Source organism: Skermanella sp., assembly GCF_059503625.1.
On the sequence record NZ_JCACHA010000736.1, the window covers coordinates 1 to 10,658 of the forward strand.

The following is a 10,658-nucleotide window of genomic DNA, read 5'->3' on the forward strand; positions in this document are numbered from 1 at the left end:
GGCCGCGCTGCCTCGGGGATCTCCCGGACGAGTTCCACATTCAGGAGACCGTTCGCCAAATTCGCGCCAGTCACTTTGATGTGGTCGGCTAGCTGAAAGCGGCGCTCGAATGCCCGCCCGGCGATGCCGCGATAGAGGTATTGGCCGTTCTCCGCATCCTTCTTAGTTTTACCGGTAATCACCAGCAGATTTTCCTGCGAAGTGATGTCCAGATCCTCCGGACCGAAGCCGGCGACCGCCATGGAGATACGGTAGGCGTCGTCGGACAGCTTCTCGATATTGTACGGGGGATAGGACAGAGCGGCATCGTCGACCTTGAGCGCGGACTCCAGGATACGGGTCATGCGGTCGAAGCCGACGGAAGAACGGAACAACGGCGAAAGATCATAGGTGCGCATTTCATACCCTCCAAAGAGCGATACAAGCGTCGGAATTCACCATCATGGTCGAACTCCGGTTTCATCGTGGGGCGGACCCGATTTCGGCGTCCCTCCCACGGAGACTGAGATAATCACGCCGAAATCGGGTTCAAGAGGGTGATCGTCGAGAAAATTTCGCCGCATTCATTGGGCGCGTTTGGGTTGGCCGGCGCGCCTCATCAGTTATTAACCTCGGACTGGGACCATCGATCATGGCACTTATGAATCCCGAAACGGGAGAGCGAGTGAGCGGCCCTACTGCATTCTTCAACCGCACTTACGACGAAACGATGGCCCTGCTCATCGAGGCGCGTAACTACATCGCCTACAACGAACAGTCCGACCAGCGCGGCCTTGCCCCGCAGGTGCGCCTTCAGGTCAGCTACGAATCCCTGCGGGTCACGAGCAGGCTGACCCAGGTGATGGCATGGCTGCTGGCACAGAAAGCCGTCCATGCCGGCGAACTCACGCAGGAACAGGTCGCGACCGACGAGTACGCGCTGTCCGGCGGAGATGTCTGCACCGACCCGTCGGGCCCCGACAATGAGGAACTGCCCGCCGGCCTTCGCAGCCTGCTGGAGCGCAGCCATAAGCTCTACATGCGGGTCGCCCGCCTGGACGAGCAGGTCCGGCGCGCCGTCGCGTAAGCGATGGCGCCGTGCCCCGACTAATTAGTTCATGATTTAAGAACGCGAAAAAGGCGTTCCGGAGATGGAACGCCTTATCACGTCAGACCCTGAAGTACTGGGACCACAATACCGCAAGCGGTGTCCAGGGCCTGACGCCCTGGAGAGGCTTACTTCTTGAGGCCGAAGCTGCCGAAGCGCTTGTTGAACTTGGCGATCTGGCCGCCGGTGTCCAGCAGCTTCTGAACGCCCGTCCAAGCCGGATGCGACTTCGGATCGATGTCCAGGCGCAGCGTATCGCCAGCCTTACCATAGGTGCTCCGGGTCTGGAACGAGCTACCGTCGGTCATGACGATATTGATCTCGTGATAGTCCGGATGGATCTCTTTTTTCATAGCGCAGTCCCCGAAAACGAGCGCGCCTTATAGCGGACCGGACGTGTCGGCGCAAGACGGATCTCGCTACGGGGAGATGATTCCCGTACCGTCGTGGAGCTGCGGATATGACGCGGGCGGCGCACCTTGTTGCCCGGCAGACGCCTTGCTATACCAGTGAAGGCTATTCCCGTCTCCTTAAACACAGGTACCCTCCGGGTGTTTCGTGCATCTCCCCAAGTCGAGGCGACCCAGAAGCCTGCGACCGGCGCCGATCCCGTGACGGCGCCGCCGCGCCGGGACCTCAGCCCCTTGCGCCGGCTGGTACCCTTCCTGACGCCATACCGGACCGCCATCGCAGGCGCGTTCCTGTCGCTCACTGTAGCGGCGGGCACCGTGCTCGGCCTTGGCGCCGGCCTGCGGGCGCTGGTCGACCAGGGATTCGCGGCCGGCAACCCCGCCTTGCTCGACAAGGGCCTGCTGGTGATGCTGGGCGTCATCTGCATCCTGGCGGCCTCCACGTATGGCCGCTTCTATCTGGTCTCGTGGATCGGCGAACGGGTCGTGGCCGACCTGCGGCGCGCCGTGTTCGACCATGTCGTGAAGCTGAGCCCGTCCTTCTTCGAATCCACCCGGACCGGCGAGGTGCTGTCGCGCCTGACCACGGATACCACCGTGCTCCAGGTCGTGGTCGGCTCCACGGTTTCGATCGCGCTGCGCAATATGCTGCTGCTGATCGGCGGGTCGGTCATGCTGCTGTTCACCAGCGCCAAGCTGACCGGCCTGGTGTTCCTGGTGGTCCCGCTGGTGGTGTTTCCGATCGTCATCTTCGGGCGCAAGGTCCGGAAGCTCTCGCGCGAGAGCCAGGATCGCATCGCCGATGTCGGCTCCTTCGTGGACGAGGCGCTGGGCGCCATCCGGACCGTCCAGGCCTATGGGCACGAGAACGCGGAGCGGCGCAACTTCGCGGACCGGGTCGAAGGCGCGTTCGACGTCGCGGTCCAGCGGGTGCGGACCCGTGCGGCACTGACCGTGATCGTCATCGTCCTCGTGTTCACCGCGATCGGCACGATCCTGTGGGTCGGCGGCCACGACGTGCTGGCCGGGCGGCTGAGCGCCGGCGACCTCAGCGCCTTCGTGTTCTACGCGGTCGTCGTGGCGGGGTCGGTCGGCGCCATCAGCGAGGTCGTCGGCGACCTTCAGCGGGCGGCGGGCGCCACGGAACGGCTGTTCGACCTGATGGCGACGGAGCCGGAGATCACCGCGCCGGCAAACCCGGCCCCTCTGCCCGTTCCGGTCAGGGGAGCGGTCGCCTTCGACGCCGTCCGCTTCCACTATCCGTCGCGCCCCGACGACGCGGCGCTGGACGAGTTCAGCCTGTCGGTGGCGCCCGGCGAAACGGTGGCGCTGGTGGGACCCAGCGGCGCCGGCAAGACGACGGTGTTCCAGCTCCTGCTGCGTTTCTACGATCCGCGTCACGGCCGCGTCCTGCTCGACGGCGTCGATATCCGGACGGCCGATCCGGCGGAAGTCCGTGCCCGGATCGGGCTGGTGCCGCAGGACCCGGTGATCTTCTCGACCAGTGCGATGGAGAACATCCGCTACGGGCGGCTGGACGCCAGCGACGACGAGGTTCGCGCCGCCGCCGATGCCGCCCATGCGCTGGAGTTCCTGGAGCAGCTGCCGGACGGCCTGAACACCTATCTGGGCGAGAAGGGCGTACGGCTGTCCGGCGGCCAGCGCCAGCGGGTCGCCATCGCCCGAGCCATCCTCCGCAATCCGCCGGTCCTTTTGCTGGATGAGGCGACCAGCGCCCTCGACGCCGAGAGCGAGCGAGTCGTTCAGGAAGCGCTGGAAAAGCTGATGCGGAACCGGACGACGCTGATCATCGCTCATCGTCTTGCGACAGTTCTCAATGCGGATCGCATCGCGGTAATGGAGCAGGGAAAGCTAGTTGCAACTGGGACACATACGGACTTGATCCGCCAGGGCGGTTTGTACGCGCGCCTCGCGTCCCTCCAGTTCGACCGGCGCGACGACGGCCGGGCCGCTCTTGCCTTGCCGGACGTTGCAGAGTAAGTCTTTGTCATGGTTGACACTCGCCCGACAGGTCCGAATACCCATCTCCCCGTCCGCACCGACGGCGGCGGCAGTGCGCGAACCTCCGCCGGACGCTCGGTAGAGGAAGCGCGGCCACGCCGTTCGCATTCCGGCCGGGTTCCGACGCTCAAGCAGCTCGCCTTCCTGGTGGTGGACGGCGTCCTGACGCTGCCGCCCTATTACAGGCGCGGCATGTATCTCGACCTGCTGGTTTAGGTCAGCTCCCGCTCCTCAAGCTTCCTCCGGCGTCAGGCGCCTGCATCCCCTATGCTTTCCCAGAAAGCCAAGTACGCCCTTCGTGCCTTGCTGATGCTCGCCGAACAGCCGGACGCAGACATGGTGATGATCGCGGACATCGCGGAACGTGAGAACGTGCCGCGCAAGTTCCTCGAAGCGATCCTGGTCGACCTGCGCAAGCGCGGCCTGCTCGACAGCAAACGCGGCAAGTACGGCGGCTACCGGCTGGCGAAGCCCGCCGAGGCGATCTCCTTCGGGGAGATCATCCGCATCGTCGACGGTCCGCTGGCTCCCCTGCCCTGCGCCAGCAAGAGCGGGTTTCGCGCCTGTGCCGACTGTACCGACGTCAACAGCTGCTCGGTCCGCTGGCTGATGCTTCAGGTCCGGGATGCGACGGCGGACATCCTGGACAACTGTTCCCTGGCGGACGCGCTGAAGCACCGGCAGGCGACCGGCCTGCTTCCCGCACAGTTCGAGATCTGACGTGGCAGGCCATGGCGCCGCAACGGCGCCTCGACTTGCGGGTACCGGCCCAGGCCTTTCGTGACGCAAGCTTCGGAACCATGTTTAATGAAGACCTGTGATGTGGGCTCCATGCCACAGAGCTTTTTAAGTGACTGGTTCAGGAGTACGGGGCATGCCGCGAGTTTACCAACGTCCGTTTGACTGGCGGGCAATACAGCTTGGCCTTGTTCTCGCGTTCGTCTTGACGCTTGGATCAGCAAGTTCCAGTCTGGGCAATTCCGGGATACTCCAGAAATTCTTTGGAAGCTACACGGGGCAGAGCATTTCTCTGGCCGACCAAGGTCTGAGCGAGCGCGATCTGGCCGTAACGATCAAGCCCTATCAGAACGAGGGCTTCTCGCTGGACTGGACCACGATCACCAAACGAGCGGACGGCAAGTCGAAGCACCAGTCCTACTCCGTCGCCTTCGAGCCGACCCCGCGCGAGGGCATCTACCGCGCGGCCCAGCGCCGCAACATGTTCGGCCATTTCACGCCGCTCGACCCGATGGCGGGCGAGCCTTACCTTTGGGCGCATCTGAGCGACGACACGCTGACGGTTCAGGCGCTGATCATCACGGAAGACGGCGGATATGAGATCCAGACCTATGAGCGCCGGCTGGCGCCGCACGGGTTGGACCTCACCTTTTCCCGGATCTCGGATGGCAAGATCCTGAAGACCATCGATGGCGTGCTGCGCAAGGCGGAAGGCGCGAAGTGAGCGCCATCCGGTCGTCCGGGCCTGTGCGCGCCCGGTCACGACCCCGTCAATCCAGGACCGTATTGCGGATGTTGACGAACCGGATGACGGTCCCGAGCCAGCCGGGCGTCATGCCGTTTCCCTGAAGGTAGATGCATCCGACCAGCCGGTCGATCTGGCCGTCGGCGTCGCTGAAGGGCAGCGTCAGACGCTCGCACACGACAGGCGAAGCGCCGCGGCGGCGGAGTTCGTCATCCGACCAGATGACCTTGCCGGTCTCCTGAACCTGGAGACAGTCGGAATCGATCCGCTCGCTTCCCGGCCCCAGGAGCGCCGATGCGGTGCGCCGTCCCGTCATGTCCACACCGATGGCGCGGATGAGGCCGGAGCCGAAGCGGGAGAAGTGAGCCCCCATATCGGTGAACCTGACCTCGAACATGTTGGGAAGCCAGAACGCCAGGTCCGGCACCATGTCGATCGTCCAGCGGGGCGGATGGTGGGACGAGTTCTGATGCCGAAGCCAGATTTCATATAGCGACCACAGGCGTTGATCCCCCGGATAGAAACTGCCGAAGGTGAAGGAGCAGGCGTCGCCGATGCCCGAGATTATCGCAGGGGAGATGCCTCCGGGTTCGCTGTAGAATTTCGTCAAGTCGGCCGTGAAGCTTTGGGCAACAGACATTTTTTGCCTCGTCGATTGCAGCGGCGGCAGGATGGTTCCTGAGCTACCCCTGAGATTAGCAAGCGACGTGCCACAGGATTGTCACAGCAATCCGCAAACGACCCGCCCTGTTCCGGGGAATCCGAGACGGAAATTCCCGCAAGCTGCCGGGCACTTTGTGCCGGGTGGCAGGCCTTGCCGGAACCAGGCGGGCATCCCGTTGTTAGTCCTGAGGCAAACAAGGCCCCCATCAGGCCATCCACGGAACAGGGAGAAGATCATCATGTCGATCAGCACACGCCTTGCAACGGGAGCGATCCTCCTGCTTGCCATTGCGGGATGCACGGACAACAGGTCGATGGAGCGGTCTTCTCCCGGCGGTTCGGCCGGAACGGCCGGAACTGCGGGCAGCAACGGCCTTGGAACCGATCAGGTGATTTGCCCGCCGGGCGCCCAGCAGCCGGAATGCCTGCGTCCCCGGACCAACCCGGACGACTGACCGGCCGGTCATCGCGAGCGCCGGCCGCCGCGATGCCTGTCGGTGAAGGTGGGTGGCTTTCGGGCCACCCATTTTATGAAACGCACGATTTCCGGATGCGACCGCAGCCGATCTATCGTGTGGAAGTGATCGCGCAGTTCCTTTTCGCCCAGCACCGCGTGGATCTTGGAATGGCAGATCCGGTGCAGAGCGACCGTCACCGTCCCCTTGTAGGTGCGCGGCACGAGATGATGCAGGTTCACGCTGGGACCCGGCACCAGAGGCCGTCCACACAGAGGGCAGTTATCGGTGTCCGCCGGCGCCAACGAGGCTGCCGCTACGCTCCCGGCGAAGGCGCCGCGAGCGCCTTCACGGGAACTGCCTTTAGAAACACCCTTACTGTGCCGTCCATCCGCCATCCATCGTGAGCGCGGAGCCGGTCATGTTGCTGGCGGCATCGGAACTCAGGAAGACGGCCAACTCGCCCAGTTGCTCCGGCGTCACGAACCGCTTGGACGGCTGCTTCTCGCCCAGCAGATCGCGGGCGGCGTCTTCCCCGCTCAAGCCCTTGCGTTCGGCCAGGGCGTCGATCTGCTTCTGGACCAGCGGGGTCAGCACCCAGCCGGGGCAGATGCAGTTGGAAGTGATGCCCGTCTCGGCATTCTCCAGCGCCGCGACCTTGCTGAGGCCGATCACGCCGTGCTTGGCCGCGACATAGGCCGACTTGTTGACGCTGGCGACCAGACCGTGGGCCGACGCGATGTTGATGATACGGCCCCAGCCGCGCTGCTTCATCTGCGGCAGGGCGTAGTGCATGCCGTAGTAGACGGCGGACAGGTTGATCGCGATGACGGCTTCCCAGCGCTCCGGCGGGAATTCCTCGATCGGGGCGGTGAACTGGATGCCGGCATTGTTGACCAGGATGTCGATCTTGCCGAGTTCGCCCGTCGCGTGCTCGACCAGCGTCTTGATCTGGTCCGGTTTGCTGAGATCGGCGCCGTCGTAACCGACCTTGACGCCGAACTGGTCGGCGATCCGCTTTTGCAGGCTGGCGATCGCGTCGGCCTCGCCGAAGCCGTTCAGCATCACGTCGGCTCCCTTGGCCGCCAGCGCTTCGGCGATGCCGAGGCCGATGCCGCTGGTCGAGCCGGTCACCAATGCTGTTTTGCCTTTAAGCATGTCTCTCTCCCTTCGGGGACGTATGGACGTCGATCGCTAAGTTATTGGACAGGAGTGATAAACCCTGCGCAGGAGCGGGCCAAGCCGAAACCGCATACCCGGTTGGCCAGTCTCCGCGGCACTGGATTGCAGGCCGGTATCAACGCGCCGGGGCTGGCTGGACGGGCACGATGACGCTGTCCGGCGGCAGAGGGGCGGCCGCCGCCGCACGGCGCCGGCCAGGATCGGAAGACGACCGCTGTTCCAGCTTGCCGGTAAAGGCGGCGGCATCCAGCGCCCGATGCGGCCGGTCGAGCGGGCCGGTGAGGTTCAGGCCGAAGGCCGGCAGGTCGGCGTCCCCGCTCAACCGGATACCGAGCGCCAGATCGAGGACCCAATTGGCCAGATCGGCGGAGCCGGCGGCGGTGATATCGGCACTGGGCGCCGATGCCGTCAGGTCGTCGGTGCGGAAGACTCCCTTCTCGATCCGGAGCGATCCGGCCAGCCGGTCGATGCGGGTCTGTCCGCCCGCCGTCGACTTGGTCAGCAGGTCGTTGAGTTCCTTCTGGGTATCGGCACTGTCCAGCCGCGAGGCGATACGGTCCAGATCGAACCCGGCGACCGCGCCGTCGCGCACCTTGACGGTTCCGGAGCCGCCCAAGCTGCCGATCATTTCGGCCTGCGACCCGCCTTGGGCCGTGATATCGAGGTCGAGATCGAGGATGCCTTCGGGGAGAGAGACAGATGCGGGCTTCGCCCGGAGAAGTTCCAGATCGGAGCCGATCATGGACAGCTTGGCCGCAAGCGCCGGCACCCCGTCGGCCGGAACCGACAGCTTGCCGGAGAATCCCACCTGACCGCCGACCATGCCGCCATCGAGCTGTTCAACCGTGAGTTCGCCGTTTTCCAGCCGGGCACGGGCGGCGGTATCGGTCAGCCTGTGATCGCCGTAGGCGATGGCGCGCGAAGTCAGGGCCAGACGGCCGTCGATGCCGCGCATCCAATCAAGCCGGAACGGCGAATCCGACCACAGCAATCCTTCCGCCGCGAGGGCCGGCTGGATCAGCGACGGCACCATCGTTGCCCGCGAAGACGTCTGAAGGAAGTGATCGATGACGATCTCCCCCGTCTGGATGCGGGCGTCGATGACGGGACGCTCCTTCTCCAGATCGACCGTCGCGTCGCCCTGGATGCTGACCGGTCCCGCCATGCCTTGAAGTGCCGCTATCGACAGGGCCGACGGCGAGCCGGATATCTCGCCGTAGAGATCAACGCTGCCGAGCTTGCCGGCGGGACGCCAGTCGGGCGCGAAGACCTGGGCGAACTTGGCGGCCTCGGGATGAATGGTCCTGACCTTCAAGTCGTATCCGAGTGTCGCGCCGAGATCGCTCAGCGTTCCGCCGGCCTGCACGGTGCCTCCGGCGACACTGGCGGTGAGGTCCACCGCCAGACGTTCGGGATCGCCGGCGATGCGTCCCTGGAGCGTCGCCTCCCCCAGCCGATCCGCGGGAATGCCGAACCTGTGACCGGCCAGCGATGGAAAGGTCCGCTGGAACTGGACCAGCGATGCGGCCTTCAAATCGACGGTCAGCTCCACGTCGTCGAGCGGCTGGAGCTTGCCCAGGCTGCCCTGGATGCTTCCCGCGATGCCGGCGAGATCCGTTGTGCGGAACTGACGGAGCGCCAGCCTGCCGTTGGTCAGCGTACCGTCCAGCTTGGCCTGCTGCACCGGCACGCCGGCGACGGTCAGGGTCGCGATATCGGCGTTGAGGTTGGCGTCGAAGCCGGCAAGCCAGCCGGCCAGATCCGGCTTGGGCACGCCGTCCGGCCGGACATGCGGTTCCCCGTTGTCGGAAAAGCCGGTCAGATCCGGCACATAGGCATCCAGGTTGAGACGGTCGATTTCAAGCCTTGCGCCGAATCCGGGGCGTCCCCGATCGACATAGGCGACGCCGCCAGTCACCCGGGACGTATCGACCCTCAGGTCGATCCCGCCGAACTGGATATTGTCCGGCCGCCCGGTCACCTGGGCCGTCATGGAGAACTTGCGCAGCCGGTCGGCCGGCACCCGGTCCACGGCGTAGCCCAGCCACTCCAGCAAGGCGCGCAGGTTGTCGGCATTGGCGTCCAGTCCGACGTCGAGCACCGGCAGGCCGCGTTCGGACGCCACGGTGCCGGTCAGCGCCACGTCGCCTCCGCCCGGCAGCAGCGCCGACAGCCGCCGGAGCGTCATGACGCCCTTATCCAGCGCCGCCTCCAGCCGGGCCTGCCGGACGATGTTGCCGCGATAGCTGAGGGCGTCGATCCCGAGCGTCAGCTTGGCCTGGAGCACCGAGGGCAGCCGGAAGGCCGGCGCCTGTCCACCGGCCAGCGCCAGCCAGCCATCCAGGTCGAAGCGGTTGAACGACAACGTCAGCTCGCCCTGGGAGTCGCCTTGCGGCCGGGTCTGCTCCGCACCCGTCTTGCCGGCCGATGTCGGATTGTACTTGAAGTTGCCGGTACCGCGCGTGTCGCCGACCTGAATTTCGATCCCGTTGAGTTCGACCGCCCGCATCGACGCGTTGACCGCGGTGCGGAAATTGTAGGACTGCTGAAGGACGGCAGGCAGCTCCGACGAGGACGGATCGTTGGCGGCCTTGAGGATGGCGGTCACGGCGGGACGCAGGTCGGGGCCTTCGGCGCGCAGGTCGCCCTGAAGCTTGAACTCGGTCCCCGTGATCACGATGCCGGCGAATCGGAGGGTCCCGGAATTGGCGGCCTCGGGCTGGCGCAGCGACACCCGGACCGGCAATGCCCCGCCCTCCCCCATCCGTCCGGCGGTGAGTTCGACCGCCAGCGGGACGCCGCGCGCGAGCACGGCCCCCTGGATCTGGAACGGCCCGACGAGACTGCCGGCGACGACCTGCGCATCGACCGACTCGACACGCTCCCGGATGCCGGTGGTGGAGTCCCCATAGATGACGGTGCCGTTCTGGATCGTGAGCTGGTCGAGCTGAACGGCTTCGGCCAGCCGGTTGGCCGGCAAGGCCGCATTGGCCGTGGGCGCGAAGTCCCAGTTGCGGCGGCCGTCGCTCAGGACCTCGAGCGCTATCACCGGCTCGATCAGCGCTACGCTCTGGACCTGGATGCGCCCGCGCAGCAGCGGCATCAAGGCCACCCGTACGTCGAGCTTGCGGAGGCGCACCATGTCCGGTTCGGACGCTCCCGGCAGATTGGCAAGCCTCGCGCCCGCTACCGACAGGGTCGGACGGGGCAGCAGCGCCAGGTCTATGTTGCCGTCGAGCGTCACGGCGCGGCCGGTCGCGGCCCCCCACCGGGCCCCGAACAAAACCATGTTCGTGTTCCAGTAGATAAGGGAGGGGATGAAGAAAATTTAGCCGACCACCACCACCAAAAAGCCC

At 65.4% G+C, this 10,658-nt stretch carries 12 protein-coding genes; 6 read left to right on the top strand and 6 right to left on the bottom strand.

Annotated features, from left to right (window positions below):
- On the bottom strand, positions 1–398 hold a 398-nt coding region (locus tag AC5JJ6_RS25080; RefSeq protein ID WP_496044678.1), incomplete at its 3' end, for an Hsp20 family protein.
- Positions 399–640: 242 nt separating this feature from the next.
- Between AC5JJ6_RS25080 and AC5JJ6_RS25085 the strand changes: the two genes are divergently transcribed.
- Positions 641–1,066: a DUF1465 family protein gene (locus AC5JJ6_RS25085; protein ID WP_496044687.1), complete on the top strand. Its 426-nt coding sequence runs from the start codon at positions 641–643 to the stop codon at positions 1,064–1,066.
- Positions 1,067–1,215: 149 nt separating this feature from the next.
- On the opposite strand, the gene rpmE is transcribed toward AC5JJ6_RS25085, so the two are convergent.
- On the bottom strand, positions 1,216–1,440 hold the full coding sequence (rpmE, locus tag AC5JJ6_RS25090) for a 50S ribosomal protein L31 (protein ID WP_044427653.1): 225 nt from the start codon (positions 1,438–1,440) through the stop codon (positions 1,216–1,218).
- A 258-nt stretch (positions 1,441–1,698) separates the two neighbouring features.
- On the opposite strand from rpmE, the gene AC5JJ6_RS25095 reads away from it, so the two are divergent.
- The 4 genes from AC5JJ6_RS25095 to AC5JJ6_RS25110 all read left to right on the top strand — a co-directional run bounded on the left by AC5JJ6_RS25095 (position 1,699) and on the right by AC5JJ6_RS25110 (position 4,981).
- Positions 1,699–3,498 carry an ABC transporter transmembrane domain-containing protein gene (locus AC5JJ6_RS25095; RefSeq protein WP_496044688.1) on the top strand — a complete coding sequence of 600 codons (1,800 nt, stop codon included), beginning with the start codon at positions 1,699–1,701 and terminating at the stop codon, positions 3,496–3,498.
- 9 nt (positions 3,499–3,507) lie between these two features.
- Positions 3,508–3,735, top strand: a complete 228-nt coding sequence (locus tag AC5JJ6_RS25100) for a hypothetical protein (protein WP_496044679.1) — start codon at positions 3,508–3,510, stop codon at positions 3,733–3,735.
- 51 nt (positions 3,736–3,786) lie between these two features.
- Positions 3,787–4,239 carry an RrF2 family transcriptional regulator gene (locus AC5JJ6_RS25105; RefSeq protein WP_496044680.1) on the top strand — a complete coding sequence of 151 codons (453 nt, stop codon included), beginning with the start codon at positions 3,787–3,789 and terminating at the stop codon, positions 4,237–4,239.
- Positions 4,240–4,462: 223 nt separating this feature from the next.
- Positions 4,463–4,981, top strand: a complete 519-nt coding sequence (locus AC5JJ6_RS25110) for a hypothetical protein (RefSeq protein WP_496044681.1) — start codon at positions 4,463–4,465, stop codon at positions 4,979–4,981.
- 46 nt (positions 4,982–5,027) lie between these two features.
- On the opposite strand, the gene AC5JJ6_RS25115 is transcribed toward AC5JJ6_RS25110, so the two are convergent.
- A complete protein-coding gene (locus AC5JJ6_RS25115; protein WP_496044682.1) occupies positions 5,028–5,642 on the bottom strand; it encodes a PAS domain-containing protein in 615 nt (204 codons plus the stop codon).
- 262 nt (positions 5,643–5,904) lie between these two features.
- On the opposite strand from AC5JJ6_RS25115, the gene AC5JJ6_RS25120 reads away from it, so the two are divergent.
- Positions 5,905–6,120, top strand: a complete 216-nt coding sequence (locus AC5JJ6_RS25120) for a hypothetical protein (RefSeq protein WP_496044683.1) — start codon at positions 5,905–5,907, stop codon at positions 6,118–6,120.
- A gap of 8 nt (positions 6,121–6,128) precedes the next feature.
- Here AC5JJ6_RS25120 and AC5JJ6_RS25125 read toward each other — a convergent pair whose 3' ends face one another.
- The 3 genes from AC5JJ6_RS25125 to AC5JJ6_RS25135 form a co-directional block, all read right to left on the bottom strand.
- Entirely contained in the window at positions 6,129–6,377 is a 249-nt protein-coding gene (locus tag AC5JJ6_RS25125) for an HNH endonuclease (RefSeq protein WP_496044684.1), read from the bottom strand.
- A gap of 118 nt (positions 6,378–6,495) precedes the next feature.
- Positions 6,496–7,278 carry a 3-hydroxybutyrate dehydrogenase gene (locus AC5JJ6_RS25130; RefSeq protein ID WP_496044685.1) on the bottom strand — a complete coding sequence of 261 codons (783 nt, stop codon included), beginning with the start codon at positions 7,276–7,278 and terminating at the stop codon, positions 6,496–6,498.
- Between the two features lie 139 nt (positions 7,279–7,417).
- A complete protein-coding gene (locus tag AC5JJ6_RS25135) occupies positions 7,418–10,591 on the bottom strand; it encodes an AsmA family protein (protein ID WP_496044686.1) in 3,174 nt (1,057 codons plus the stop codon).
- Positions 10,592–10,658 lie beyond the last annotated feature (67 nt).

What these genes read in the sequence shown, in the direction of transcription:
- AC5JJ6_RS25085 (WP_496044687.1), top strand. Translation starts at nt 641, where the DNA reads ATGAATCCCGAAACGGGAGAGCGAGTGAGCGGCCCTACTGCATTCTTC.
- rpmE (WP_044427653.1), bottom strand. Translation starts at nt 1,440, where the DNA reads ATGAAAAAAGAGATCCATCCGGACTATCACGAGATCAATATCGTCATG.
- AC5JJ6_RS25100 (WP_496044679.1), top strand. Translation starts at nt 3,508, where the DNA reads ATGGTTGACACTCGCCCGACAGGTCCGAATACCCATCTCCCCGTCCGC.
- AC5JJ6_RS25105 (WP_496044680.1), top strand. Translation starts at nt 3,787, where the DNA reads ATGCTTTCCCAGAAAGCCAAGTACGCCCTTCGTGCCTTGCTGATGCTC.
- AC5JJ6_RS25115 (WP_496044682.1), bottom strand. Translation starts at nt 5,642, where the DNA reads ATGTCTGTTGCCCAAAGCTTCACGGCCGACTTGACGAAATTCTACAGC.
- AC5JJ6_RS25120 (WP_496044683.1), top strand. Translation starts at nt 5,905, where the DNA reads ATGTCGATCAGCACACGCCTTGCAACGGGAGCGATCCTCCTGCTTGCC.
- AC5JJ6_RS25130 (WP_496044685.1), bottom strand. Translation starts at nt 7,278, where the DNA reads ATGCTTAAAGGCAAAACAGCATTGGTGACCGGCTCGACCAGCGGCATC.
- AC5JJ6_RS25135 (WP_496044686.1), bottom strand. Translation starts at nt 10,591, where the DNA reads ATGGTTTTGTTCGGGGCCCGGTGGGGGGCCGCGACCGGCCGCGCCGTG.